We start from the raw sequence: 25,825 nt of genomic DNA, 5'->3' as shown, positions 1-25,825 counted from the left end.
TTAGATACAATGACAACTAATGTCTGATTTGTCTTGACTGCACGTCTAATAAGAATATGTCTGATTTCCCCTCTTCTTCTTTGTGGATCATAGATAGAAACTCTATACTTTCTAAATAGTACAGCTATTTTACTAATTATTGCATCTGTTTCCTGATCATGAATGAGACAAGATTTATAAGGAATAATACGATGAGAATTCTCTTCATATAAACCATAGTTATATGTCTTATCAAAGGCAACGATAGTCTTATTACGATAGTAATAAGGATCTTCCATACCAGAGACGGGGTGTACATTAACCTTTAAATCCTTAAATATCTTCTTACATTCTTCATTCTTATATTCCAAAGACTTAACATATCCTTGATTAATAAACTGACAGCTTCCACATTTTTTCGCTATATCACATTTCATTATAATTCTCCTAGCCAATTCTTTAAAAAGTCATGGACTTCATAAAGTGTCTTGATTTCTAATCTTTCCTGTGGTGTATGAATATCAATACAGTTTGGTCCCATAGTCACAATATCCATATCTGGAAATATTCGACTCATATAACCTGTTTCTAATCCACCATGAGTCGGTACTTCTTTGAGTTCTTTATCATATGCTTTTTTATAAGCTTCCTTGTAAGACTTACGTAACTGAGAATCAGGATCATAGCTCCAACCATAATATTCATCTGATGGTGTCACACTTAAGCCAAATAAAGAAGCCAAAGTTTCTACTTCATTTACAAGTAGTTTAAGATTGATTTCATTCTCACTACGTAATAATAGAATAAGCTCTACAGCCTTTTCTGTTGTTTCCACAATTCCTAAATTCAAAGAAAGAACTGGGAAATGATTGAAGTAATAAGAATACTTTTCTACACCATATGGACATAACGCAAGGAAATGAATAAGTGCATCACTATCTAAGATTACATGACCACTCTGCTCTTCTTCTAATGTATAATCTAAAGGTTCTAATGGATAAAGAGCCTTCTGTTCTTCCATTCTTTCATGAATAAAAGCCTTCAATTCTTCTTTATTGCTTGCAGACTGGAAAGTAAATAAACCATCTCTACAGATTGCATTGGCCTTCTGTCCTGCATTAAGTGAAGAGAAACGGATATCAAAGCCATTATCTAAACATGCTTTTAGTACAAGTCCGGCAATCTTAATCGCATTCCCTCTACCTTCTTTAATCGCATCACCAGAATGACCACCTAATAATCCTTTTACATAGAACTTATATCCCTGATCATGAGATTCTACAAATGTCGCATTCTTTCTAATAGTTAACTGAACGCCACCTGCAGAAGAAACATTTGTTTCTCCTACTACATCACCATCTAAAGAAATCATCTTGCGAGCATGAATCCAATCTTTATCTACATGCGTAATACCATCCATAGTTGTTTCTTCCTGAACAGTAAATAAGCATTCTAAACGAGGATGTTTAAAGCTATTATCACTTAATAATGCGAGCATGATAGCCACTGCCACACCATCATCTGCCCCTAAAGTTGTTTTTGTTGCACGTAAATAACCATCTTCTTCATAGATTTCTAAAGGATCAGTGAGGAAGTCGTGGTTACTATCTACATCTTTTTCAGCCACCATATCCATATGACCCTGTAGTAAAATAGGTGCATGATCTGCGTAGCCAGGCGTAGCTTCCTTATAAATAATAATGTCCCCTATTTCATTTCTAGCATAATCAAGTTCATGAGTCTGCGCAAATTCTTCTATATAATTGCCTAGTAATTCTTCATGTCCTGAAGGATGAGGAATACTACAAATAGTTTTAAAATAGTCTAATACATCTTTTGTCATAGTGAACTCCTTTATTTTGTAATAATATCTGTAATACCTGGATTCATAGATAATTCTATTCTTTGTACATGAGGATGACTGCGATATCTTTTTCTCACCATCTGACCTAAAGTCTGTCCTTGATTATATCCATGGATGATTCTTAAAGTCAATGCATCAGGTTTCTTTAAAGCTGCATCTATCATCTTACGTGCTTCCTGTTGAGTATAGCCATGTATATCTATTTCTTTGATATATTTCATATACTACTCCTTGTGATGTCTTTTAAATGATTGATTTCTTCTTGGGTGAGTATTCTATATGTACCACTTTCTAAATCACCTAACGAGATATCTCCATACATAATGCGATGAAGTGATGTAATCTTATTATTAAGAGAAAGGAACATCTTCTTTATTTCATGATAACGTCCTTCTTCTAAAGTGATGATACCTTCATATTCACTTGTCATTTCTACTATTGCAGGTAAACATTTTACATCTCCATCAATAGTAATACCTTCTTTAAAAGGTGTAATATCCTTTAAAGGATTTAAACAAGTAAATGCATAAGTTCTAGGTATATGAAATTCAGGAAGAGTGAGTCTTTTTCTTAATTTCAAATCATTCGTCAAAATGACTAGACCCGTTGTATCACGGTCTAATCTTCCTACGTAATGAAGGTTATCATCTGGAAGTAAAGTGATAAGACAGGGATCATAAGGATCCTTATTGGCACATACATAGCCTGATGGTTTATGAATGATATAGTATTTCAAGGGATGAGGATCAAGAATCTTAGAATCATAAATCACTGTTTCATCCGTTATATCTATATCTTCACCAACTATTTCATTGTTGACTTGTATCAGTCCCTTTTTAATGGCCTTCCTTGCCTGTTTCTTACTTCCACATTTATTTAATACAAATATGTCTATCAGTCTCATTAATGAGTATTCCTTCCACGAGAACAGTCATTTGAACGATTATCAGTACTATTGACTACAATCACCTTGACTTTATCTCCTCTCTTATATGAAGGATCTTTTTCTAATATATCGCGTAAAGCAGTTAATCTCTTATTGCCATCTACACATAAATAGCCACAACCTGTTTCTTTGACCTTAATAGGAAAAGAAAAGCCTATTCTAATAATAGAATGATAGAGATGATCTGTATATTCTGATGGAATAAAGTGAATGTCACTTAATGGTAGTTCTTTAATACGCATAAAATATACCTCCTTTTTTAACATTATAAACAAAATAAAACATAATACAAAATTATTTCTAAAGATTATTACAACTATGATATAATATTCCAAAAGGGGCGTGAATATAATGGGCTTGTTACTTAGTAGAATATTGACTTATTTAAATGGTGCGATGCAGAATGATTACTATTATAAAATATGCAATTTCATTATCTTTAACTATCTAGATATATTTGAGATGTCTGAAGAAGAATTTTTAAATAAAGGTGCTTTTAGAAAAGAAGAACTTTATAGTTTCTTATTATCATTTGGATTCTCTACTTATGAGGATTTCCGCTTTAAATTAGAAGCTGATCATCAGTTACGTTTGAATCAGATTCGTGTCAGATTATTTGGAGAAACTCCTCAGAAATTCTTAGCGAAGATGGACAAGGCAATGGATGAAGAAGTACTTGCGGACACAATTACTTCTATCTGTGAACATTTCTATAAAGCAAAACGTATTATTATCTTTGGTGGTTTATATCCTTGTTCTATTGCTGTAGAGTTACAGACAGATATGATTTCTTTTGGACGTCCATTTATCCATTATCATAAGTATGATCCTATTCAATTTAATGAGGATGATGTTGTCATCTTTGTGAGTGCTACAGGACGTAGTCTAGAAGAAATGAAAAAATATGATAATTGCAGCTTTGAAAAGGCATATTCATTACTCATCACGCAGAACCGTAAATATACACAGTCATGTTTTAATGGAAATACAACAGTAATCTATGTACCAGGTAAGTTTGATTCAATTGATTTCAACTACCAGATCATGTCTATCTGTGACTTAATCAGATTACGTTATTTCCAACAATACTACCTCTAAGCAGACTTCAGTCTGCTTTTTTCATGCATTATAAAAGACAAGGATCATCCTTGTCTAGTGAAGAAGAACGCGGTCATTCGCTTCTCCTGTTTCAGTAAATTTTCTTACAAGTTCTTCGACAGTCATTTTCTTTTTAGTTTCTTCATCAATATCCGCAATGATTTTTCCATCCTTCATCATCAGGATTCTATTACCATATTTAAGAGCATCTTCCATATCATGAGTGATCATCATAGTAGTAATATGATGTTCTTTCGCAATTCTTTCAGATAATTTCATTACCTTGATAGATGTCGCAGGATCAAGTGCAGCAGTATGTTCATCCAATAAAAGTAATTGTGGTTTAACTAAAGTTGCCATTAATAGTGTGAGGGCTTGTCTTTGTCCTCCAGATAAAGTACCTACCTTAGTTGTTAAACGGTCTTCTAAGCCAATATCTAAGTCCTTTAATGCATTTACAAAGACATCATGGTGTTTATGAGTAAATGGTGTAAGTGAGAAATGTTTTCCTCTTTGATAAGCTAAAGATAAGTTTTCTTCAATTGTCATTGAAGGGGCTGTTCCTCTTAAAGGATCCTGGAATAAACGACCAATGGTACGGCTTCTGACATATTCCTTTTCATGAGTGATATCTTTATCATCTAAGACAATTGTTCCTTCTTTTGCTTCTACTGCACCAGAAATCGCACCAAACAATGTAGACTTCCCTGCACCGTTAGACCCTATAATAGTCACAAAATCTCCTGGTTCAAGATGAAGAGATAAGTGATCAATGGCTTTCTTTTCATTGACAGTCCCTTCATTAAATACAACTGTTAAATCTTTTATATTAAGCATGTCTCTTAAACCTCCTCTTGAGTGTTGCAGAAGAAATCGCAATCACAACAATAAATGCTGATAGGATCTTTAAGTCTCCTGAAGGAAGACCTAAGTATAAGGCAATTGTTAAGGCAAAACGATAGAAGATAGCCCCTACAATCGTACCAACTAGACATACTGCCACTTTATCACTCTTAATGAATGTCAACCCAATAATAATAGAAGCAAGTCCGATAACCATCATACCAATACCACTAGTGATATCAGCATAGCCCTGCTGCTGTGTAAATAAAGCGCCACTTAAAGCGACTAGTCCATTAGCAAGACCTAAACCAATAATTTTCATCTTATCTGTATCAATAGAGCTCGCACGTACCATTGCTTCATTATCACCACAGGCTCTAAGTGCAAGACCCATCTGTGTCTTTAAGAAATAATTCAATAATATAGTAATCACTATCACAATCACACCAATAATCAATAATTTATCATAAGGTTCAAACTGAGTTGTACTGCTGAAGATTGTCTTATGATTAAATAATGAGATATTTGGTGTCTGATGCATAATACGTAGATTCACTGAGTATAAAGCAGTCTGTGTAAGGATCCCGGCTAGGATTTCATTAATATTGAGCTTAGTAATGAGTAAACCTGTCACCATCCCTGCAATCGCACCTGCTACAAATCCAAGTACCATACCAAGTACTGGGTAGCCTGCCACTGCTACCATAGCACTCACTGCACATCCTGTTGTAAAACTTCCATCCACTGTCAAGTCTGGAATATTCAAAACTTTGAAACTAATATATAAGCCTAGAGATAAGACGGCAAATATGCCGCCTAACTCTAGGGCTCCAAGAATAACTGTACTATTCATAAAAACTCCTTAGATTTCTGTATATTTACTATCGCTTGTAATGCTTTCTGGTAACTTAATACCTAATTTATCTTTTGTAGTTGTATTGACATAGATTTTTAAGTTTGTCTTAAATACCTTCACTGGGATATTTTCTACTTTATTACCCTTTAATACTTTATCAACGATTTTAGCCGTTTCTTTACCAAGTTCTTTATAATCGATACCAACACTTAAGAAACCACCATCTTTAACCATTGAATCAGCACCTACATATAAAGGCTTGTTTGCTTTCTTACATGCATCACTGACTACATTCATCGCACTTGCAACTGTATTATCATTTGGTGCAAAAATAGCATCACATTTACTATTTAATACATTGACAGCACTCTGTGCTTCATTGACTGATGCAATTGTTGCTTCTTCTACCTTGATATTCTTCTTAGCGCAATAAGCTTTTGCCTTTTTAATATTAGTCACTGAGTTGGATTCACCTTTATTATAAAGCATACCAATTGTTTTTGTATTTGGATTGATTTCTAATGCCTTATCAATAATCTGATCAACCTGTACCTCATCACTTGTACCAGTAATATTCTTATCTGGTTTAGTTAATGAGCTCGTTAACTGTGCACCTACTGGATCAGTCACTGCACTAAATACAACTGGAGTCTTAGTAGCAAGTTTAGCAACGGCCTGTGCTGCAGGAGTCGCAATTGCCATGACACAATCAAAATTCTTTCCGGCAAAATCATTGGCGATACTTGCACAAGTATTTGTGTCACCCTGACCATTCTTGAATGTATATTCGATATTCTTATCATCATATCCAAGAGTCTTCATTTCTTTATCGAATGAATCCTTGATCTCATTTAATGAAGTATGATCCATGAACTGGATAATACCCACCTTCTTCTTATTACTAGTAGAAGTTCCACATCCTGCTAAAAGTGAAATTGTTAATGCTGAAGTTAATACTGTTCCTAATAATTTGTTCATTGTTCTGTTCCTCTTCGTTTTCATAAATTTTGTTTTCTTTGATTCAATTCAAATAACGACGCCATCGCTTCATATGAGTTCCTCCCAACTTGTTAGCAGGTAATAAAAAAACACCTGTCCCAAAAGACAGATGTTACTCTTTAAGCCACCTTTTGATTCATAAATGCTAACACATTTTTGCATTATAACGTTTGCATTACGTCTCAGGATACTCGTTGCCTTTCCCCCTCGCCCTCACAGGTCCATTTATCATTGTGGTACTACCAGGTTTCCAGCATCCCCAGCTCTCTATCAGCCCTATACAAAGTTTTATCTCCCGCTCTTAGGTTTATCTGCATGTTACATCACAGCACGATCAATGTCAACACATTTATTTATAATTTTGTATATTTTCGAATATTACTTAATATATTTGTGTATATAATAAATATCCTGTTCATTTAAACTGGATATTCCTATCTCCTTTTTTATCGTATCCTTTTTACCGGGTCCATTTTATTACTATTAATAGCCTTTTGTTCTATTAACAAGGTTTTCTAATGGTTCCTGGTTCTTTAGGTGATTGAGGTTTCTAATAACTAATTGTGTATAGTAATCCTGTACACTCTTCCAATGGTACCCACCAGAACAATGTGGTGTAATCATGACTCTAGGATTTTTCCATAATGGTGAATCAGCTGGTAATGGTTCTTCTTCAAAAACATCAAGTAATGCCCCACCAATAGACTTATTGTTTAATGCTTCAATTAAAGCATATGTATCAATCACACTACCTCTACCTACATTACATACAACAGCGTCTTCCTTCATTAATGCAAATTCATCATGACTTAACATATGGAATGTTGCATTGGTTGCTGGTAAAGAAGTAATAATATAATCCATCTTTGGTAATACATCATGTAATTCTTTAGAAGTAATGATTTCATCACAATTCGGATGTTCCTTATAAGAGTTTCTTAGTCCTGTTACATTGGCACCAAGTACCTTTAATACTTTCGCAAATTCAGTACCGATATCTCCTACTCCAAGTAGTAAGACATTTGAGCCATAAATTTCTCTACCAGTAAATAATGGTGTCCATCTTGCTTCTTTCTGTCGATCATAATAGAAACGTAGATTCTTATTAAAGCTTAAGAGCATTCCCATCATATGTTCGCAGATGGCATGACCATAGCTTCCACTTGCATTTGTAAGAAGTGTTTGTCTATTTAAGATGTTAGGTAAAAGAAATTGATCATTTCCTGCACTATTTAATAATAATGCCTTAAGTGTAGGTCTATTCAAGTTAAATTGTCTTGGTGGATTACCTACAATGACATCGGCTTCATCAATCATCTCCTGTGTTAAATCTTCTTTATTTACCTTTAAAAGATTCATATCAGAACAAGACTTTTTAATAAGTTCAATATTTGAATCATCTAAAGCTGGAATAAGTAATACCTTCAACATATTTAGTCCCCCTAAGTTCTTTTGATAAACTTAGTATGACACTTTGGACAGCTGATTTCAATCTTTCCGCGTCCTTTTGGTACACGAACAACTTGTTTACATGTTGGACATTTATAATATTTATGTGTTTTATCTTTTCTTTTTCTCTTAAAGAAATCTACCTTTTTTGTAATAGGTGCGATAAGCTGTACATATTTCTGGTTTTCTGCATAACGTTTATAGATATTCTTAGAAAACATTCTGAAATAAATATAAATCATCAAAAATAAGCTTATAATCATTAATGGTTTTGAACCAGTAAATAACTCTATAATAACTAAAATAAACAATAAATACATGAGATGACTGTTGAGCTTATCTGCCCCACCATATCTTCCCTGCATGAATCTTATAAATTTTTCTTTCATAAAATACCTCCATGTCATTAATATAGTATTTAATTATAAACTCCATATTAACAAAAAAGGACAGAAACTGTCCTTTTTGTCCATTATCTACTTTTGTTGATGAGTTCTTTCGCAATCTTTAATGCAGTATTTGATGGAATCGCAAAGCCTAGACCTTCACTATTTGTATCGGATGATTTCGCATTCACAATACCAATGAGATCACCATTTCCATTAAATAATCCTCCACCAGAATTACCTGGAGAAACAGCTGCATCTGTCTGAATAACAAAAATAGAGATAGTCTTAGAAGAGCTATAAAGCTGACCAAAACGACCATAATCACTAGATGAAGATGAGTCATCGTTGTCTAACTGCACTGTAATCTTACGATTTAAGGCTGATACGATACCTGAAGTAATAGAATCACTGAATGTACCTTCTGGGTTACCTACTGCATATGTAGATTGACCCTGTACTAATTTATCACTATTCGCAAATGTTGCTGGTTTTAAATTAGTTGCATTGATTTTAATGACCGCAATATCATTATCACTATAGATTCCTACTATTGTTGCATCATATGTTTTATTATCACTTGTAGTGACCTTAATTGTACTTGCACCAGAAACAACATGGGCGCAGGTAATAATATAACCATCGCTACTCATGATCACTCCTGAACCGGCACCACTTGATACCTGTGACCCATACCAGAAGTTATCTCTTGAGATATTTTCAGTAGTAATAGCGACAACACTTTGTGTCATCTTAGAAGAAATGCTTGAAGCATCTTTTGATGTACCTGTTGCTTTGGTTGTTGTAGTCTGAGTGACAACTGTAGTACCCTGGTTGTTCATGAAATAAGAACCAGCAGCGCCTCCACCAAAACCTAATGCCACAATAATAAATGCTTTACCTATATTTTTGCTTAAACGACTGACTTTCTTTTTATTCTGCTTTTCATAAACATCTTTTAAATTTTCGTTGTTCATAATACCACTCTCACTTTCTGATTCTAGTATATATCTTAAACTTAATACCTAAATGTGGTTTTTGTGGGAAAATATGTTATTACATATCTATTCCTGCATATTTTAAGAATTTCTTTTCATTGAGGATTCCTTGAGTTAAAAACTCTCCATCTTTAAATAATGCATAGGTAGAAACTGGTGTTGGAAGGCTCTGTGCTTGTTCACGTGTTGTGATATGAATCGTTTTTAAAGGAATGTTGTATTCTTTTGCCACTTCTTCTATGCATGGTACCCAATAGTCTGTAAAAGGACATTGATCTGTATAATATAATACAAAGCCCTGTTCATTGATATGCGGATGTTTGGCAAATTCTTTAAATTGTGGTGGATTACCTTCAGTGAATGGAAGATACATAAGTATAATACCATTATCTGATTCATCGGCTATCTTAAACCCTTTATGTGTCAAATATTTATAATCAGAAAGGAACTCCTTCTTACGTCCTTTGGACGATAGAATACAAACGCCTTTATAACCTTTTTGACGTGCATCTTCTAGACAATAGTTTAATAACTCACTTGAATAGCCATGTCCCTTCATCGAACCAGATACCCATAAACAATTGATATACATATAATTATTGCTTGTAATAGGTATCCAGGCATATTTATCAGGAATATATTCAATAAAGCATTTACCTCTTTCTTCACTGCGATAAAATACTAAACCTTCATCAAATCTTTCTTTTAACCATTCTTTCTTTTGAAGACTCTTCTTATTAGACATAGCACAGCATATATGTTCTGTGTCTATGTTGTCTTTATTAATAATAATATAGTTCATACATTCTCCTAGTAAAAAAGCCATGTGAATGGCTTGTTATGCGATTGGTGTATTCATAAATGTTTTATAGATAGGAATTTCATCTTCCTTGGATGAACCATAGAGGATATCTCCTTCTTTCTGGTCATTCAAACAATCACATTCCTTTAAACAATTATAAAGATGTTTACTTGTTCCATAGGCTCCATCAAACATTGGAATATCACCTAAAACTGTCGCTATTTGATCTTTCACAAATGGATAATGTGTACAGCCTAGTACGACACTATCTACTTTACCTTTATAAGGACCTATTAAATCTGTAAGTAACTCAATGAGATCTGGTTGATCTAAATTTCCCTGTTCAATACGTTTAGCAAGTCCATAACATGGAACTGGAATAATAGTGGCTGATTTATCATATCTTTCAGCTAATTGATGAAACTTATCTAAACGTAATGTATTGGCTGTTGCCATTACAAGAATACAGCTGTTCTTCTTAGATAAAGCTGCCGGTTTTAATGCAGGTTCTATACCAATGACAGGAATATCTGTATATTTTTCTCTTAATAATGTCACAGCAGCACTTGTTGCTGTATTGCAGGCAATTACGATGGCCTTTAAATGCTTCTTCTTATTCATGTTCTCTATCGCATTAAGAGTAAGCTGCTGGACATCTTCTAATGTTTTCTCCCCGTAAGGTGCATTAAGTGAATCACCAAAGAAATAAAGATTCTCTCCCGGCATCATTTCATGAATAGCCTGTAAGACACTCACTCCTCCAACACCTGAATCAAATACACCTATATATTCTTCTTTCTTCATACTGATAACTCCCTTTCGTTTTTTCATTATAGCACAATTATTCTTTCAAGGTCTATATTACTTAACCACTGGTTTTAGTTGTGATAAAATAGTATTTGAAAGGAGGTATTTATATGTCTATGAGTGAATTGTTGAAAAAGACAGTACTTGTAGGTATTGGTGCAGCTGCTGAGGTGGCTGATCGTTCTAAAGATTTAACAGATAGTCTTGCGAAAAAAGGTCAGGATACCATCAATAAAGGGCGTGCGATGAATGAAGAATTAAAAAGAAAAGCACGTGAAGACTTGTTAGAACATGTAGAAAACATGACTGAAGAAGAACGTAATGCTTTGCGCCAGAAGCTTGATGCATTAGATCATGAAGAAAATCAGTAATATTAAACGTATGAGAGAAATACTCTCTATCATCAAGAAACATGATATTAAAAATGGTCTGACTCCTATTAAGGCAAGAGAGATGATTGAAGAGCTTGGCCCTACTTATGTCAAATTAGGACAGATCATGTCAATGCGTAGTGATTTAATACCTCTCGAATACTGTAAAGAGTTTGAAAAACTAAGAGCGTCTATTGCGCCTCTTAGTTTTTCTACTATTCGTAGTATTATTGAAGAAGAACTAGGACAGTCAATAGAGAATGTATTTAAGGATATAGAGGAAAAGCCTATTGGATGTGCGTCTATTGCGCAGGTTCATTTAGGACATTTATTAAATGGTGATACAGTTGTATTAAAGGTTCAAAGACCTCATATTCATGAAATCATGGAAGCTGATGTACGTATTATGCATAAGTTTCCTCGCTTGTTGAAGATGGTGACGGGAACAGGTGATCTGATTGATTATCGTTCTATTATTGATGAATTATGGCGTACAAGCCAGACAGAGATGAACTTTCTCAATGAAGCGAATAATATGAATGTCTTTGCGAATAATCAAAAAGATATACGTTATATTAAAGCACCTCATGTCTATAATGAATATACAACCAATCATTTGCTTGTTTATTCTTATATTGATGGTATTCCTATTGATGCAATAAAGAGATTAAAGTATGAAGGATATGACTTAGATGAGATTGCCTTGAAGATGGCCGATAACTGTTGTAAACAGATTCTAGATGATGGATTCTTTCATGCAGACCCTCATCCTGGCAATATCTTAATAGATGAAGGTCAAATTGCCTGGATAGATTTTGGCATGATGGGAACTGTATCATCCTTTACTCAGCATATCTTATCCCTTGCTTTACAGGCACTCATTGAAGATGATATTTATGATCTAGAAGAAGCCTTCCTGATGTTAGTAACACCTGATCATGAGATAGATGAAACACAATTACTACAACAATTAAATTCAATTGTAAGTGAATATAAGGCAAAGAGCTTATCTGATTATAACTTCTCTGAATTAATCCAGAAATGTTTTGATATTGTGACAAGTAATGATATTGCGATACCAACAGAACTCACTTTACTGTGTCGTTGTTTAGTGACACTTGAGGGTACTTTAGAGAAGATCAGTCCTTCTTCTAATCTCATTGATATATTAATTAATCATAAGCGTAATACAGTACTAAAAGAGTTGGATTATAAGGATCAAGGATTAAAAATAGGTCATGATCTTTATAAGACACTAAAGAAAAGCTATGCATTACCTCAGATTGTCTATGATTTAATCAAGATGAGTAAGAATGGTCAGTTACATGTCAATGTGACTGAGAGTGATGATTACAATAGAACAACTTATCAAAAGAAGCAGTTCTCAATCATTATAAAAACAGTATTTAGCTGTATGTGTATGTTATGTGGTGTATTGACTGAGTCTTATTATATGTCTATTGTATTATTTACTATTTCTATGTTACTTGGTATAGATGTATTCTTTCACCTATGGAAGCTAAAAAGATGATTCCGTTTTTTTGGAATCATCTTTTTCTATTTGTTGGGATCAATCATAGTTAATTGAACTTTATGTCTTTGTTCATCAATTGTATCTACCCATGTCGTTACGATATCTCCTACAGAGACAACATCACTTGGGTGTTTAATACGGTTTTTACTCATTTTAGAGATATGGACAAGTCCATCTTCATGTAATCCAATATCTACAAAGGCACCGAAGTCTACGACATTGCGGACTGTACCTTCTAGCTTATCGTGCACATTAAGATCTTCTAAAGTCAAGATATCCTGTCTTAAGATTGGTCCATCATAATCATCACGATAGTCTCTTAAAGGTCTCATAATAGAGTCTAGGATATCTTTAAGTGTATAGTCATCAAGTCCTGTAAGTTCTTTAAGGGCTGCGATATTAGCCTGTGAGACAGCCTTCTTACAGCTATCTGTACCTAAATCTTTTGTAGTCAAGTTTAATGCCTTTAAGATTGCTTTTGTCGCATCATAAGATTCTGGATGGATATTCGTACGATCTAGTGGTTCACTGCCCTCTTCTATTCTTAAGAATCCGGCTGCCTGCTGGAAAGCCTTAGGTCCAATTTTAGGAATCTTCTTCATTTCTTTACGGCTCATGATCTTACCATTTTCTTCACGATAAGCGACAATACTATTGGCTGTTGCCGCATTGAGTCCAGATACATTTTTTAGAAGTGTTGGACTGGCTGTATTGATATTTACACCAACTAAGTTAACCGCTTTTTCTACAACGAAATCAAGTCTTTCTTTAAGTTGCGTAGCAGGAAGGTCATGCTGGTACTGTCCTACTCCAATAGACTGAGGATCGATTTTGATAAGTTCTGATAAAGGATCAAGTAGTCTTCTTGCGATAGAGATAGCACTTCTTTGTTCAACATGAAGATCTGGGAATTCTTCTATCGCTAGTTTTGAAGCACTATAAACACTCGCTCCTGCTTCACTGACTATTGTGTAGCTCACAGGTAAGTGATATTTCTTAATAGTACTTGCGACAAATGCTTCACTTTCACGACTGGCTGTCCCATTTCCAATCGCAATCAGGTTAACATCATACTTCTGACATAAGTCTACAAGTTTCTTTTCTGATTCCTTCACCTTTGCGACTGGAGGATGTGGGTAGATAACATCGACTGTAAGTTTCTTACCTGATTCATCAATAACTGCAAGTTTACATCCTGTACGAAAAGCTGGGTCAAAGCCTAAGATTCTCTTATTTTTCATCGGTGCCTGTAAGAGAAGCTTACCTAGATTATCAGAGAAGACATCAATACTTGCATCCTGTGCTTTTTCAGTAAGAGTATTTCTCACTAATCTTTCTAGTGATGGATAAGCGAGACGCTTTAAGCCATCATCAATGGCTTCATCTACATATTTTGCTGTTGGGCTCTTAGGATTCTTAATATAACGTCTTGCGACAAATGTTTTGATATAGTCTTCATTGATACTAATAGAGACATTGAGGATTTTTTCTTTTTCTCCTCTATCGATAGCCATAATACGATGTGTCGCAATACGTGAGACATTTTCAGAATAGTCATAATACATCTTATAGGTCATCTTTTCATCAACTGCGTTCTTCTTTTTAGATGTGACAAGTCGTCCATAATGCATCATAGAATCAACAATCTTATTACGTACTGTCATATCATTAGAAATCTTTTCCGCAATGATATCCTTAGCACCCTGAAGTGCCTTTTCTCTAGAAGTGATTGTATCATTCAAATAGGCATCTATATCTTTTTCATTAAATGTACGTGGTAAAGAAAGAAATGTTTTAGATAAAGGCTCTAGTCCTGCTGCAATGGCTACACTCGCTCTTGTTTTCTTTTTCTGCTTATATGGACGATAAATATCTTCTACCTGTGATAAACGTGTACAAGCTTCAACCATCCTCACAATATCATCATTTAAATGTCCAAGTGTTTCTATTCTTGCAAGAACTTCTTCTTTTCTCTTTTTAAGATTGACCTGATAGTCATATTGTTCCTGGATCACACGGATCTGTTCTTCATCTAATCCATGAGTGAGTTCCTTACGATAACGAGCAATAAAAGGAACTGTACAGCCATCTTCTAATAACTTTAATGTATTTCGTATCTGGTCTGTCTTAATATTTAATTGTTCTGAGATTTTAAGTATAATATCTTCCTGCATTTTTTTCTCCTTTATAAAAGGCTGATTGCTCAGCCTTATGCATGCTTATATAAATATATGATTGAAAGTGGTGGTAATTCTAATTGTCCGTTATAATCCACCATTTCTCCACTCATAAGATCCTGATAAGAACCATGTTCAATAGGTGGATAGATTGTATAAGGTGCATCATCAATATTTAATGCGACCACTATCTTTTCTCCTTCATAGTTTCTTTCTAATACATATTGTTTATTAGTCAATACAAGATCCTTATAATCTCCCATAGAGAGTGCTTTATGTCCTCTACGCATATGAATATATTTAGAAACTAAATCGGATAAATCATTTGGTGCAGGTGCATCAAGTTCTGGACGAAGTGGTGCATCAGTCACTCCTTGAATCTTTTCACCCTTAATACCCCATTCAGAACCATAATAAATACATGGAATACCAGGAACTGCCATGAGTAAGCCAAACACTAATGGTAGTTTTCTTTCATCAGTAAGAGTACTAGATATTCTATTCACATCATGGTTATCTACAAATGTAAGCAAGTCTCTTCCTCTATACATATCCATCGCATTTCTCTTTAGTGTATGAGCATATTCAAACATATTAAGAGAATTGAATGAAGACCAGAAAGCTTTATATGATGGATAATCAGTAATCGCATCTAATTTAGCTTCTGTATACATATAACCTGCATTATCACCTAAAACTTCTCCTAACATAAAGAAATCCTGTTTCTGACTCTTACAATGATCTGATAACATTGCCATAAACCATCTAGGTAATGAATAAGCAACATCTAGTCTTAAGCCATCAATATCAAAGCATCTGATCCAGTAATCGACTGCATCAAGTAAATAATGCTGAACATCAGGATTATCTAGATTTAATTTAACAAGCTCATAATGACCTTCCCATCCTTCATACCAGAATCCATCACCATAGCTTGAATCTCCATCAAAGTTGATATGGAACCAGTTAGCATATTGGCTTGAAGGTCCTTTTTCCTGGACATCCCTAAACGCAAAGAAGCCTCTTCCAACATGGTTGAATACACCATCCAACACGACCTTAATACCATGTTCATGGAGTGTTTTACATACTTCTTCAAAGTCTTCATTTGTACCTAAACGCGTATCGATGAGATTATAGTCACGCGTATCATAGCCATGTGAATCACTGTTGAATACAGGATTGAAATACACAGCACCTATTCCTAATTCTTCGAGATATGGTACAAACTCCTTGATTTTTAAAATACGATGAGCCTGGATATCGTCATTTTTTTCAGGCGCACCACAAAATCCTAGTGGGCAGATTTGATAAAATACTGTTTCTTGATACCACACAATTAACACTTCCTTTCTTTTCTATTATACTTCATTTTAAAGTATTATCCAATTCATTTATATTATTAGTAATGCCATTTTCTATATATCCATAATATTTGTATTATCACTAAATGTATCATTGTATATATCGATTATGTTCAGGATCATATTCGCCTAAGAGTAATTCTATCTTGTCTTCATCATAATCTAAGTAAACATAGAAAACATAAATAAGCAGATCTCTAATCTGTTCATGAATGTCTGCTCCATAATAAAGACGTAAGATCTTCTCACAGCTTAATGCAAAACCAAGAATATCTTCTGTATCTTTATAATCCTCATATATATGATCAATCATCCACCCCATTTCTTCATTGATGGAATTCTTGAGTAGTGTATATAATTGTTCCATATTAGTTCCTCTTGAAATAGTTCTGTATATCCTGTTGCGGAATGACTGCTACTTTATCTTCCTGGTAGTTATTCTTCCATGGACCTGTTTTTGCGAGTGTGACAAGTGTCTTTAAAGGATAACGAGAGAATGTATTGAGAATATCATCAATGAATTGTTTCTTTGAATCATCAAGATGATGATAAGCATCTTCAATGATCTTATAACGTACATCATCCTGAACCTTGAATGGGAATGTAGAGAATAGATGATAGACATCAGGATAAATCACTCCCTGCTTCCATGCTTCACAATGTTCATGAAAAAGAGGTTCAGGATAAGAATAAGCCTGAATAAAATAAAGATAGGATTCTAACTGCATAGGGGTCAATTCTTCTAATTTATAAAAAAGATATGAGATGACTTCTAGAATCTCTTTTGAACAGGAGAATTGTGATTTAAGTTCCAGGCAGCGATTGATTGCCTTCTTAAAGGCAGGTCCCATCTTTTCATGGTTCCTATTGACTAAATCCATCATATAATCAATATCACATAGCGCACTGTGAATAACTTGTGCATAATCAGGATGTGGTGTACTTCCCTGCAAATAACGTGTAATAGTGACTTCACCAAAGCCTAAAGCATAAGATAAGGGTGCTTTTCCTAGATGATAAAGAGACATCAAAGCTTCTATTTCTTCTTGTAGTGTAGTTTTACACATCTTATTCACCTTCTTCACATCCATTATAGCATATGATAGAATTTTTAAAAATATCTATCATATTCCTCGAATAAATAAAGAAAGTGCATATCATTGTGAATATGCACTTCCATGTGTGAATAGATTTTCTATTTCCAATAACATTTTCCCATACTCATTGAGCTTTGTATAAAGCTCATCATCATCAATCATCATAATGATTTCATTGTTACTGATCTTTGCATCATGCATATAACAGATAGCAGCAATCTTCTCCTTCATATCAGCGTCCAACTGATATGCACCCGCAATATTTGCGATAGTAGATGCCTGATCAGAAAGTTTATAAGACCGATTATGTGAAAATACATAAACGATAATATAATCCCCTTTAAAATTCTTATAAGGCATCAACAATTTTTGATAATTCAGCACATGCCTCACTTCCTCTTCTGTACCTATTATATCTGTACAACTTTTAATAAAGAAAGGTGTGGCAAAAGATTGGGCATGAAAAAAGAACACATTATAGTTCTAATGAACAGATATTCATTAGCTGTATTTTATGATTATTTATATAGATATAGTGATGAGTGAGGTTGATAGATTGTACAATTCCTGTGATTTTTGAATAAGATGAACCAGTATAATAGATGACCTCTACTTGATCACCTTCCTTTAACTGATGAATCTTCCAATCCAATTCATAACATTGATCTTCGCATAGTTCTTTTCTTGGAATAGATGTATCTTCTACAAGCAGTTCTTTAAATCCTTTAAGTGCATCAAAACTTAAAAACAAGCGTGCACGATCCACCTTCTTAGGCATTATGACCTCCTATTAATGTATTTCTCTTCTCTGTAGTCGCTTTTTCCTGTTTATTCATAAGCTTTAATATTGCATTCTTCCCATACTTATGACGAATAGAGACAATCGCTCTCTGCAGCTTCTTTTCTTCCTCTAATGCCTCTACATCACTAAATAAATCATAGGATTCATAGCACTCATCTAAAACATCTCCAAAAGAAATAGAAATCTGTCTGATCATTCTACCCTTCTTGACTTTTAGATGATAAAGAGAGATGAATTCATCCATAAGAATATTCAAGGAATTCGTACAAACAGTTAACTTCCTTGAACCTCCTGCCCATCCCCCGCCATCTGTACGTGAATAACCGATATAAAGACTAATATGATTTGTGACAAGATGTGATTCAACAAGTCTTAAAACATTCAATTCAACCATCTCTTTCACAACAAGTAATGCATCCTCATATTCATAATCAGAAAAGAGAACCTGTGAATTATTGACTGATTCATTCTTAGGACGATATTTCTTAATAGAAGCAATTGTAGCAGGTTCTCGTCCCCAGGCATGATCAATTATATATTCAGCATTAATCCCAAATTCCTTATAGAGCACCTCTTCAGGAATCTGTGTAATACCATGCATATCCACCACGCCTAGTCTTAATAGATGATTGGCTGTCCCACTTCCCATATGCCAGAAATCAGTAATTGGCAAATGATGCCATAAGTATTTCTGATAACGCTCTTCATCAAGTATGCCGATATTCTCTTTCGTATGCTTAGAAATAATATCAAGGGCGACTTTCGCAAGATAGAGATTGGTTCCTATACCACAAGTCGCAGTAATATGCGTCTCGTCAAATACTGCTTTCATCAACATTTTCGCAAACTCTTTCGCACTCTTATGATAAAGATGCATATAAGACGAAATATCAATAAAACATTCATCAATAGAATAGACATGAATATCATCAGGTGAGACAAAACGACAATAAATACGATAAATACGTGCTGAATATTCCATATAGAGATGCATACGAGGCATGGCAGTGATGTACTCAACCCCTTTAGGAATCTCAAATATACGACAACGATTATGAATCCCCATGCTTTTCATCTTTGGTGTAATTGCGAGACACAAAGCACCATTACCTCTTGTTGGATCCGCAACAACAAGATTTGTCTTAAAGGGATCAAGATGTCTTTCACTACATTCTACAGATGCAAAGAAAGTTTTCAAATCAATACATAGATATACTTTATTCATCATTCTCTCTCCTTCCTGTTATCACTATTATAATAAGCGGTGGTGCATATTTCAATATGTTTTGCACCATATTGATTATGTACATACATTGAGTGACGCATTTCATTGCACCAAAATGTAATTTATTGTATAATACCTAAAAAGAGGTGGATTCAATGAATTTTAAAGATTATCTAAAAAAGTATAAGGAAAAGATGGGGGTATCGAATGAGTATATTGCAAAGCAGTTAGGCGTAAATCGTTCAACTGTTACTAGATGGTTAAAAGGAGATACAAAAGTAACCAATCCTGAAGTCATAGAAAAACTCTCTTTTATATTAGGCGCTGATGTAGAATCACTTATTAATAATGAAGAACGTTTTGAAAAGCCCGTGCTAGGAGAAGTTAAAGCAGGTTATGACTTGCTTATTGATGAAAACTTTGAAGGCTATGAACAGGTCACACAGGATGATTATTATCGTGGTGATTTCTTTTTACGTGTCGTGGGAGATTCTATGTCGGGTGCACATATTCATGATGGTGATCTTTTGTATGTCAAGAAATGTCAGGATGTACCAAGTGGGACAATTGCGGTCGTCTTAATAGGACGTAGTGAAGTGACTGTAAAAAAGGTTATAAAAAAAGAAGGGTTACTGATTTTACAGCCAGCTAACCCTTCTGTAGATGCACGTTATTATTCTAAGGAAGAAGTGGAAAGTCTTCCTGTAGAAATTATTGGAAAAGCATTATATAGTCGTTCTGATTTAGTATAAGAATTCTTCAATCATTAATGTACTCATACGCTTTTTTAAGTCATCCAGTTTATCATCATCACCTAGACAAAAAGAAATGTGTTTATATTCTTCAAATAATGTCTTTCTGCAAGTGATTTCTCGTTGTCCGATTGTTGCATGATAAAGATGTTCCTGCGTAGTAATATTCATATTATGTTGTAATTCTTTTAAAGCTTTCTGGCCATTCAGCTTCATTTGTTGATTCTTTTCATCCTGATCATCCCTGCTTTCAGCATCAAACATATAAGCACAAATACTATAGTTCTTATGATGACATTCCCTAAATAAATCATGAATCATATAAGTGAAATCAACAAAGATACCTCCACCAGTACCACCAACAATACCAGATGCGATCAATACATTAATATGGTCTTCTCCAGCAATAGAGATCATCTTCTCAATAAGTGTCTTAAATTCACTTCTAATACCTTCATACACCTTTTCATCTCTAAAGATGCTCTGTCCGAGTGTTCTGTCACAATCTGTTCCACGAGGATCTAGGATAATGATTTCATCATTTGTTATATGTGTTTTCTTAACATGAGAAGTCATATCCACAATTCTCATTTCTACTCTATTTATATCATCATAATCATTTTTTATTTTACCTTTTAAGGAATCAATGACACCGCCACCAAGTCCTCCTAATCCTGCAATAATAATAGGATCTGCGAGATTCATGTTTCTACTAGATTGTAGCCCCATAAAATTATCCTCCATTTCTTACCACAAATAATTCAACCTTCACTATTCTAACATATTTTATACACATTACAATGAAAAATAGAAGAAGCTGTAAGGCTCAATTAAGAACCTTACAGCTTCCTTTTTTGCATATAATGAGATGCCTTGATGACAAGATAACGATCAGAATACTGATAGCCATTTCTCATCATATGTATATTGGAGAATTTCTTCTGGCATTTGAACTGATTATCTTCCCCATTATAATCAGCATTTGTTTTTTTCTCTTCTTTCATAAGATAATGCTTCCCCTCTTTCAATGCCATACTCTATTATACAGTAACAATTATATATTACAACAACCAAATATAACTATTTTTTATTTATATTCTGTTTATATATACAATTAGAAATATCATGCACAAATAATGACTTCCAGAAAAAAAGAATAGGCAATCACCTATTCTTCTACAAAATTAAATTTATCTTTGTTTCTTTCTTTGAATACTTCAAAGAGAACATTAGTCAATTCCGGTGTGATACCTAATAAGCCATCTACGCCCTCATCTTTAGTAGGCACTACTTCATAGATAGAGACCTGAGTTGTAGATTCATTATGTGGCATAAGGACGACATATGTACGTTCTTCATGAGTGAATTGATCAAGCATCTTGAATTCAATATCTGTACCTGATGCATCTTTTAGTGTAATAATATTTTTCATTGTATTTACCTCGCACACTCATTATGCCATAAGTGTATATCATACGACAATCTTTTTTAGCTGATCTGCCATTTTACATGGGAACCATTGTCATCTTTTGAGACAACTAATTGATCTTCTATTTCCTGTTTCAATTCTGATACGTGAGAAATAATACCAATTAGCTTAGTTCCTTCTGACATATCCATTAGTACTTTAACAGCTTCATCTCTTGAATGATCGTCAAGAGAGCCAAAACCTTCATCAATAAACATGATATCTAAATCAATACCTGCAGCACTTTCCTTAATCTCATCTGCCATACCTAAAGCTAAAGAAAGTGCAGCCATGAATGATTCTCCACCAGACAATGTATTAATTTCTCTTTCAGAATCAGTCACAAAAGAATAAACCATTAAGTCTAGACCCTTGTTTTTACCTTCTCCTGCCTGTTCAATATTCTTTAAATGTAATTCATACTGCCCAGCAGACATATCATAGAAACGTCTGTTGGCTTCAACAAGAATACGCTCTAGATATGTTCTTTGAACGTAGGTTTCTAAATCCATTCTAGACCCCGATACATTACCAGATAATTGGTTGTATAGAGTAGTTAATTGGTGGTTCTTATGAATCATTTCTTTTGCATGAGAAACAATCTTATCTAAGCTCTTTAATGATTCAGTGTTGTTTAAATAAGTATGTTCTTCCTCTTTTACGACTTCTAATTGATTTGAATATATATCTACTATATCTTGATAATCTTTTTCTAGTTCATCTAGTTCAGGAAGTGATTGACCATTGATACGTTTCTCTATTGTTTCAATTTTAGAAGAGACACTGGCATAATTCTTAGAATAATCCATATAAGCTTGATTGAAACGCTTTATATCTTCTTTTTGATACGTAGAAGTAAGATCCTGCCAAGAATCACATTTGTATTCTTCTACTAAGCTTGTATAAGCCTTAAAAGATTCATCTCTGCTTCTTTCTAGTTGAGGAAGAGATTCTTTATAGGATGTAATAAGTGTTTGACACTTATTATAAATATCTGTAGATATATTAAATTTCTGTTTAAAGTTCTTATAAGCTGTCTCTTCTTCCTGTTTATTCTTATTAAGTAGACTGATCGCATTTTGTGCTTCTTCTAATGAAGCATAGCTTAACTGGCTCTTTAATTGTGTAAGTGTAGAATTTAAAGAAGCAAGCTTGACTTCATATTGATGAATATCATCAGTCAGTGATTTTACATTCTCTTCATATTGGTTTAATTTTGTTTCTATTGTTTCTAGTTCTTTTGTAAGTACTTGATAACGACTCTTTCTCACATTGAGTTCTTCTACAAGACGACTGAGAGTTTGTTTCTCATTAAGAAGTGTTTCTTTAATAGAATTAAGTGTAGATTCACTAGAGAGTGTTTCACTTAGAATCTTTAAATCATTCTTGTATTTCCCTTTTAATTCATTTAAAGAATCATTTAAAGATGAGGCTTTTGCGCTTTCTGTTTCTAGTAATACAAATGCCTTATCTTTTTCTTTTCTCATTTTTTCTAGTTCTTCTTTAGTGGCTACTTCTCCATCTTTTAAAGAAGCCGGAAGTGGATGGTGGATAGAACCACATACAGGACATGGAGTACCTTCTTCAAGTGTTCTTGCAAGTAAACCTGCCTGTACATCTAGGAAGAGCTTATTAGCTTCTTCATACAGTCTATTCTTCTGATTATAAAGAGTACTTAATCTTGTATATTCGTTTTGTGTTGAGACGAGATCTTTTTCTTTTTTAGAAATAGATTGATAGTCTTTAACGAGGTTGTTGTAAGAATCAAGCTTAGTCTTGAATTCCTTATGTTTTGATTCTAGAATAACCTGTTCTTTTTCTACATCCTTGAGTGTTTCTAGTTCTGCTTTACCTTTTTCCTGTTTTAATAATAAAGATTCTTTGTTTTTATTGAGTAAAGTAAGCTGTTTAGTAGAATTATCAATAGATTTATTAATATTAGATATATTATTTTCTATTATTCTTAATTGTTTTCTATTTTCTAAATCTTTTGTCGCTTTATCATATTCTTGTGTATATAAACGAACAGATTGTTCGTATTTTGTATCTACAGTTTTCTCTTCTTCTTTTAAGTTTTCATACTGGATGCGTAGTTCTGGCTCTCTTTTGCGTTCATTTTCTAGCTTGTTTTGCGTATCTGTATATTGTTTTTGATCTTTTGTATAAGAGTTATATGCCTGCAAGATATTATAAGCATATTCAATTTTCAAAGAGAGCTTATAGTTATTTTCTATCTCTTCTTTTTGATTATTTAAGTTAACGAGCTGCTGCTTTGCCTCTTTTAGAGCTTGATAATCATTAAGAAGTTGTTTTGCTTGATCTAGATTTGTTTTCTTTTCCTCTTTTAATACATTAGTCTTACTTAATGCATCTTTATCCTTATTAAGAGTCTCTTCTAATACCTGACAATAAGATTCTAACTCATCTACTAATTCATTGAGATAAGAGATTTCCCCTCTTTGAATCGCTTCAATAAGGAAGACAAGATTTTCATGTTCTTCACTTACATGAATATGCCCTACTTCACTCATACATCTTGTTTTGATATCACTAATACTCTTTTCTGTTTCTTTTCTTCTATTGTTGAGTTCTTCTACAATATCATTATAGATTTCTGTATGGAAAAGCTTTCTAAAGATTTCTTTCTTCTCATTAGATGATTTACGCAATACATCCATGAATTCACCTTGCGCAATCATTGCGACCTGCATGAACTGTTCTTTAGTGAGATGAATGATATCTATGATTTTCTTATTGGCTTCTTTTTGAGGATACTCAGACCCATCTGGCATCATTAATGCGATACTACCTGATTCTGCTTTTTCTTTTCTTAAACCTTTTTTTGCCCCTGCTTTATAGTATGTATAATGCTGGGGTATACGATGAATGGTATAGATTTTTTCATCATCACCATAGCCTTGTGAGAAGGTCAATTCTACATAAGGTTTAACGTCTAGTGAGGCAAATTGGCTTTGTAAGAGTGTGCCTGTTTTCTTATTTAGAGTAGAACTACTTTCTCCATATAATGCGAATACAATCGCATCAAAGATAGTTGTTTTACCTGCTCCTGTATCTCCAGTAATTAAAAACAAATTCTGATTTGGTTCTCTAAAATCAATGACTGTTTTAGATGCATAAGAACCAAAGGCTTCCATTACGAGTTTAATCGGTTTCATTTTATACTCCTTTCACATGGTTGATGATATCTTGTAATAAGTCTTTTTCTTCTTCATCAACACCATTTAAGAAATCAGTACATAAAGAGAATGGATCCATTTTAACATCCTTCTTTACAACTGCCTGATAGTTATTCTTTCTTATGTTTTCTCTTCTTATTTCTAGTAATCTAGGAAATGCATTTTTTAGCTTTTCCTGCATTTCAAAGATATTGAGATCCTTTTTATCAGTGAGTACAACTCTCACAAAATCATCACAGGATTGATTTAATACATCTTTAAGTTCTCCTTCTATGATTCTTAGATCATGAAGTGGTTTTAAAGGAAGTACCTGTGTTTCTACAACACCCTTTTCTTTCATTTCTATTTCTATAATCCCTTTGTCCTGCCCTGCTTCACTCATAGAATAAGGTAAAGGTGTACCGCAATAACGATAGACATCACTTCCTACCTTCATAGGCTTATGAATATGTCCTAGAGCAGCATAATCAAATGGGAGTAATACTTCTCCACTCACTTCATCGATGTTACCAGCCGTACGTATTTCAGAGTCAGTTCGTTCTATGTCTTCTGCTTTCTTATTAACTGGTAGATAGAACTGGTGAGAAATCAATACGTTTCTATCCTTTGTATTCATTTCTTCTCTTTCTATCAGTTTCTTAATTGTTTCACTATAAGAGTAGTTTCTTCCATCGTTAGTACCAATAATGTTTTTAACCATGGAAGGTTTCACAAAAGGAAGAAGATAAAAATGAACAGGTCCATAGTTATCATTTAAAGTAATTCTTTCAATATGATCTTCTTCTTTTTCAGGAGGGTTACCTACCATATA

28 protein-coding genes and 1 pseudogene are annotated in these 25,825 nt (G+C 33.8%); 4 read left to right on the top strand and 25 right to left on the bottom strand.

Features of this window, described 5'->3' with window-relative positions; genetic code table 11:
• From B2S90_RS03420 to B2S90_RS03400, 5 genes and pseudogenes are all read right to left on the bottom strand, one after another.
• Positions 1-416 (bottom strand): annotated as a pseudogene (locus B2S90_RS03420) (23S rRNA (uracil(1939)-C(5))-methyltransferase RlmD); the annotation flags it as partial.
• Positions 416-1,822, bottom strand: a complete 1,407-nt coding sequence (pepD, locus tag B2S90_RS03415) for a beta-Ala-His dipeptidase (RefSeq protein ID WP_286696541.1) — start codon at positions 1,820-1,822, stop codon at positions 416-418. The pseudogene B2S90_RS03420 and the gene pepD, both read right to left, overlap by 1 nt.
• A gap of 11 nt (positions 1,823-1,833) precedes the next feature.
• On the bottom strand, positions 1,834-2,064 hold the full coding sequence (locus B2S90_RS03410; RefSeq protein ID WP_055235059.1) for a Smr/MutS family protein: 231 nt from the start codon (positions 2,062-2,064) through the stop codon (positions 1,834-1,836).
• Positions 2,061-2,747 carry a pseudouridine synthase gene (locus tag B2S90_RS03405; protein WP_278778889.1) on the bottom strand — a complete coding sequence of 229 codons (687 nt, stop codon included), beginning with the start codon at positions 2,745-2,747 and terminating at the stop codon, positions 2,061-2,063. The genes B2S90_RS03410 and B2S90_RS03405 overlap by 4 nt, the downstream gene beginning before the upstream one ends.
• Positions 2,747-3,031, bottom strand: coding sequence for a hypothetical protein (locus tag B2S90_RS03400; RefSeq protein WP_006506539.1), 285 nt, complete (start codon positions 3,029-3,031; stop codon positions 2,747-2,749). Before B2S90_RS03400 ends, B2S90_RS03405 begins: the two co-directional genes overlap by 1 nt.
• 109 nt (positions 3,032-3,140) lie before the next feature.
• Between B2S90_RS03400 and B2S90_RS03395 the strand changes: the two genes are divergently transcribed.
• Positions 3,141-3,887 carry a hypothetical protein gene (locus tag B2S90_RS03395; protein ID WP_055235063.1) on the top strand — a complete coding sequence of 249 codons (747 nt, stop codon included), beginning with the start codon at positions 3,141-3,143 and terminating at the stop codon, positions 3,885-3,887.
• A 54-nt stretch (positions 3,888-3,941) separates the two neighbouring features.
• Here B2S90_RS03395 and B2S90_RS03390 read toward each other — a convergent pair whose 3' ends face one another.
• The 8 genes from B2S90_RS03390 to murI all read right to left on the bottom strand — a co-directional run bounded on the left by B2S90_RS03390 (position 3,942) and on the right by murI (position 11,024).
• Positions 3,942-4,724, bottom strand: a complete 783-nt coding sequence (locus B2S90_RS03390) for an ABC transporter ATP-binding protein (RefSeq protein WP_278861374.1) — start codon at positions 4,722-4,724, stop codon at positions 3,942-3,944.
• Positions 4,717-5,583 carry an ABC transporter permease gene (locus B2S90_RS03385; protein WP_055234693.1) on the bottom strand — a complete coding sequence of 289 codons (867 nt, stop codon included), beginning with the start codon at positions 5,581-5,583 and terminating at the stop codon, positions 4,717-4,719. The genes B2S90_RS03390 and B2S90_RS03385 overlap by 8 nt, the downstream gene beginning before the upstream one ends.
• A 9-nt stretch (positions 5,584-5,592) precedes the next feature.
• Complete coding sequence (locus B2S90_RS03380; RefSeq protein ID WP_286696540.1) at positions 5,593-6,564, bottom strand: ABC transporter substrate-binding protein; 972 nt, start codon at positions 6,562-6,564, stop codon at positions 5,593-5,595.
• Positions 6,565-7,068: 504 nt separating this feature from the next.
• Positions 7,069-8,016 carry a D-2-hydroxyacid dehydrogenase gene (locus tag B2S90_RS03375; RefSeq protein WP_279148443.1) on the bottom strand — a complete coding sequence of 316 codons (948 nt, stop codon included), beginning with the start codon at positions 8,014-8,016 and terminating at the stop codon, positions 7,069-7,071.
• An 11-nt stretch (positions 8,017-8,027) separates the two neighbouring features.
• The gene (locus B2S90_RS03370) at positions 8,028-8,423 is read right to left on the bottom strand and encodes a BRcat domain-containing protein (protein ID WP_070101824.1); all 396 of its coding nucleotides are present in this window, start codon (positions 8,421-8,423) and stop codon (positions 8,028-8,030) included.
• 83 nt (positions 8,424-8,506) lie between these two features.
• On the bottom strand, positions 8,507-9,397 hold the full coding sequence (locus tag B2S90_RS03365; RefSeq protein WP_286696539.1) for a S1C family serine protease: 891 nt from the start codon (positions 9,395-9,397) through the stop codon (positions 8,507-8,509).
• A 79-nt stretch (positions 9,398-9,476) separates the two neighbouring features.
• Positions 9,477-10,220: an N-acetyltransferase gene (locus B2S90_RS03360; protein ID WP_286696538.1), complete on the bottom strand. Its 744-nt coding sequence runs from the start codon at positions 10,218-10,220 to the stop codon at positions 9,477-9,479.
• Positions 10,221-10,256: 36 nt separating this feature from the next.
• Complete coding sequence (gene murI, locus B2S90_RS03355; protein ID WP_238703619.1) at positions 10,257-11,024, bottom strand: glutamate racemase; 768 nt, start codon at positions 11,022-11,024, stop codon at positions 10,257-10,259.
• Between the two features lie 113 nt (positions 11,025-11,137).
• Here murI and B2S90_RS03350 point away from each other — a divergent pair, with 113 nt between their 5' ends.
• Together B2S90_RS03350 and B2S90_RS03345 are read left to right on the top strand one after the other, a co-directional pair.
• Entirely contained in the window at positions 11,138-11,398 is a 261-nt protein-coding gene (locus B2S90_RS03350; RefSeq protein WP_055234701.1) for a hypothetical protein, read from the top strand.
• Positions 11,382-12,929 (top strand): ABC1 kinase family protein, encoded by a 1,548-nt coding sequence (locus tag B2S90_RS03345; protein WP_286696537.1) that lies wholly within the window; start codon positions 11,382-11,384, stop codon positions 12,927-12,929. Before B2S90_RS03350 ends, B2S90_RS03345 begins: the two co-directional genes overlap by 17 nt.
• A gap of 26 nt (positions 12,930-12,955) precedes the next feature.
• Here B2S90_RS03345 and B2S90_RS03340 read toward each other — a convergent pair whose 3' ends face one another.
• From B2S90_RS03340 to B2S90_RS03310, 7 genes are all read right to left on the bottom strand, one after another.
• Positions 12,956-15,106, bottom strand: a complete 2,151-nt coding sequence (locus B2S90_RS03340; protein ID WP_286696536.1) for a Tex family protein — start codon at positions 15,104-15,106, stop codon at positions 12,956-12,958.
• 35 nt (positions 15,107-15,141) lie between these two features.
• A complete protein-coding gene (locus B2S90_RS03335; RefSeq protein ID WP_278860711.1) occupies positions 15,142-16,446 on the bottom strand; it encodes an alpha-amylase family glycosyl hydrolase in 1,305 nt (434 codons plus the stop codon).
• A 118-nt stretch (positions 16,447-16,564) separates the two neighbouring features.
• Positions 16,565-16,840, bottom strand: a complete 276-nt coding sequence (locus B2S90_RS03330) for a hypothetical protein (protein WP_215656329.1) — start codon at positions 16,838-16,840, stop codon at positions 16,565-16,567.
• A 1-nt stretch (position 16,841) separates the two neighbouring features.
• Positions 16,842-17,540 (bottom strand): Panacea domain-containing protein, encoded by a 699-nt coding sequence (locus B2S90_RS03325; protein ID WP_286696535.1) that lies wholly within the window; start codon positions 17,538-17,540, stop codon positions 16,842-16,844.
• Between the two features lie 90 nt (positions 17,541-17,630).
• On the bottom strand, positions 17,631-17,954 hold the full coding sequence (locus B2S90_RS03320) for a DUF1828 domain-containing protein (RefSeq protein WP_147556381.1): 324 nt from the start codon (positions 17,952-17,954) through the stop codon (positions 17,631-17,633).
• Positions 17,955-18,045: 91 nt separating this feature from the next.
• Entirely contained in the window at positions 18,046-18,348 is a 303-nt protein-coding gene (locus tag B2S90_RS03315) for a YolD-like family protein (protein WP_055235205.1), read from the bottom strand.
• On the bottom strand, positions 18,341-19,597 hold the full coding sequence (locus B2S90_RS03310; RefSeq protein WP_278779728.1) for a DNA repair protein: 1,257 nt from the start codon (positions 19,595-19,597) through the stop codon (positions 18,341-18,343). The genes B2S90_RS03315 and B2S90_RS03310 overlap by 8 nt, the downstream gene beginning before the upstream one ends.
• Before the next feature lie 155 nt (positions 19,598-19,752).
• On the opposite strand from B2S90_RS03310, the gene B2S90_RS03305 reads away from it, so the two are divergent.
• Positions 19,753-20,349, top strand: a complete 597-nt coding sequence (locus B2S90_RS03305; protein WP_055288971.1) for a LexA family protein — start codon at positions 19,753-19,755, stop codon at positions 20,347-20,349.
• On the opposite strand, the gene B2S90_RS03300 is transcribed toward B2S90_RS03305, so the two are convergent.
• The 5 genes from B2S90_RS03300 to B2S90_RS03280 all read right to left on the bottom strand — a co-directional run.
• A complete protein-coding gene (locus tag B2S90_RS03300; protein WP_187114808.1) occupies positions 20,341-21,078 on the bottom strand; it encodes a tubulin-like doman-containing protein in 738 nt (245 codons plus the stop codon). The genes B2S90_RS03305 and B2S90_RS03300 overlap by 9 nt on opposite strands.
• Before the next feature lie 110 nt (positions 21,079-21,188).
• Complete coding sequence (locus B2S90_RS03295) at positions 21,189-21,353, bottom strand: hypothetical protein (RefSeq protein WP_187114807.1); 165 nt, start codon at positions 21,351-21,353, stop codon at positions 21,189-21,191.
• A gap of 164 nt (positions 21,354-21,517) precedes the next feature.
• On the bottom strand, positions 21,518-21,781 hold the full coding sequence (locus B2S90_RS03290) for a DUF1292 domain-containing protein (RefSeq protein WP_006506561.1): 264 nt from the start codon (positions 21,779-21,781) through the stop codon (positions 21,518-21,520).
• A 56-nt stretch (positions 21,782-21,837) separates the two neighbouring features.
• Entirely contained in the window at positions 21,838-24,993 is a 3,156-nt protein-coding gene (locus B2S90_RS03285) for an AAA family ATPase (RefSeq protein WP_286696534.1), read from the bottom strand.
• A 1-nt stretch (position 24,994) separates the two neighbouring features.
• Positions 24,995-25,825: exonuclease SbcCD subunit D (locus B2S90_RS03280; RefSeq protein ID WP_286696533.1), on the bottom strand; the 831-nt coding region annotated here is incomplete at its 5' end.

It is taken from the genome of Catenibacterium sp. UBA627, assembly GCF_002299355.1.
GTDB classification, from domain to species: domain Bacteria; phylum Bacillota_I; class Bacilli_A; order Erysipelotrichales; family Coprobacillaceae; genus Catenibacterium; species Catenibacterium mitsuoka.
This window is presented reverse-complemented; position numbering and strand designations above follow the sequence as displayed.

Excerpts from the sequence above, each read along its gene's own strand:
- B2S90_RS03380 (WP_286696540.1), bottom strand. The coding sequence starts at position 6,564 with ATGAACAAATTATTAGGAACAGTATTAACTTCAGCATTAACAATTTCA.
- B2S90_RS03375 (WP_279148443.1), bottom strand. The coding sequence starts at position 8,016 with ATGTTGAAGGTATTACTTATTCCAGCTTTAGATGATTCAAATATTGAA.
- B2S90_RS03305 (WP_055288971.1), top strand. The coding sequence starts at position 19,753 with ATGAATTTTAAAGATTATCTAAAAAAGTATAAGGAAAAGATGGGGGTA.
- B2S90_RS03350 (WP_055234701.1), top strand. The coding sequence starts at position 11,138 with ATGTCTATGAGTGAATTGTTGAAAAAGACAGTACTTGTAGGTATTGGT.
- B2S90_RS03360 (WP_286696538.1), bottom strand. The coding sequence starts at position 10,220 with ATGAACTATATTATTATTAATAAAGACAACATAGACACAGAACATATA.
- B2S90_RS03310 (WP_278779728.1), bottom strand. The coding sequence starts at position 19,597 with ATGAATAAAGTATATCTATGTATTGATTTGAAAACTTTCTTTGCATCT.
- B2S90_RS03365 (WP_286696539.1), bottom strand. The coding sequence starts at position 9,397 with ATGAACAACGAAAATTTAAAAGATGTTTATGAAAAGCAGAATAAAAAG.
- B2S90_RS03285 (WP_286696534.1), bottom strand. The coding sequence starts at position 24,993 with ATGAAACCGATTAAACTCGTAATGGAAGCCTTTGGTTCTTATGCATCT.
- pepD (WP_286696541.1), bottom strand. The coding sequence starts at position 1,822 with ATGACAAAAGATGTATTAGACTATTTTAAAACTATTTGTAGTATTCCT.
- B2S90_RS03315 (WP_055235205.1), bottom strand. The coding sequence starts at position 18,348 with ATGCCTAAGAAGGTGGATCGTGCACGCTTGTTTTTAAGTTTTGATGCA.
- B2S90_RS03295 (WP_187114807.1), bottom strand. The coding sequence starts at position 21,353 with ATGAAAGAAGAGAAAAAAACAAATGCTGATTATAATGGGGAAGATAAT.
- B2S90_RS03400 (WP_006506539.1), bottom strand. The coding sequence starts at position 3,031 with ATGCGTATTAAAGAACTACCATTAAGTGACATTCACTTTATTCCATCA.
- B2S90_RS03390 (WP_278861374.1), bottom strand. The coding sequence starts at position 4,724 with ATGCTTAATATAAAAGATTTAACAGTTGTATTTAATGAAGGGACTGTC.
- B2S90_RS03325 (WP_286696535.1), bottom strand. The coding sequence starts at position 17,540 with ATGTGTAAAACTACACTACAAGAAGAAATAGAAGCTTTGATGTCTCTT.
- B2S90_RS03370 (WP_070101824.1), bottom strand. The coding sequence starts at position 8,423 with ATGAAAGAAAAATTTATAAGATTCATGCAGGGAAGATATGGTGGGGCA.
- B2S90_RS03405 (WP_278778889.1), bottom strand. The coding sequence starts at position 2,747 with ATGAGACTGATAGACATATTTGTATTAAATAAATGTGGAAGTAAGAAA.
- B2S90_RS03300 (WP_187114808.1), bottom strand. The coding sequence starts at position 21,078 with ATGGGGCTACAATCTAGTAGAAACATGAATCTCGCAGATCCTATTATT.
- B2S90_RS03330 (WP_215656329.1), bottom strand. The coding sequence starts at position 16,840 with ATGGAACAATTATATACACTACTCAAGAATTCCATCAATGAAGAAATG.
- B2S90_RS03410 (WP_055235059.1), bottom strand. The coding sequence starts at position 2,064 with ATGAAATATATCAAAGAAATAGATATACATGGCTATACTCAACAGGAA.
- B2S90_RS03345 (WP_286696537.1), top strand. The coding sequence starts at position 11,382 with ATGAAGAAAATCAGTAATATTAAACGTATGAGAGAAATACTCTCTATC.
- B2S90_RS03290 (WP_006506561.1), bottom strand. The coding sequence starts at position 21,781 with ATGAAAAATATTATTACACTAAAAGATGCATCAGGTACAGATATTGAA.
- B2S90_RS03340 (WP_286696536.1), bottom strand. The coding sequence starts at position 15,106 with ATGCAGGAAGATATTATACTTAAAATCTCAGAACAATTAAATATTAAG.
- B2S90_RS03395 (WP_055235063.1), top strand. The coding sequence starts at position 3,141 with ATGGGCTTGTTACTTAGTAGAATATTGACTTATTTAAATGGTGCGATG.
- B2S90_RS03385 (WP_055234693.1), bottom strand. The coding sequence starts at position 5,583 with ATGAATAGTACAGTTATTCTTGGAGCCCTAGAGTTAGGCGGCATATTT.
- murI (WP_238703619.1), bottom strand. The coding sequence starts at position 11,024 with ATGAAGAAAGAAGAATATATAGGTGTATTTGATTCAGGTGTTGGAGGA.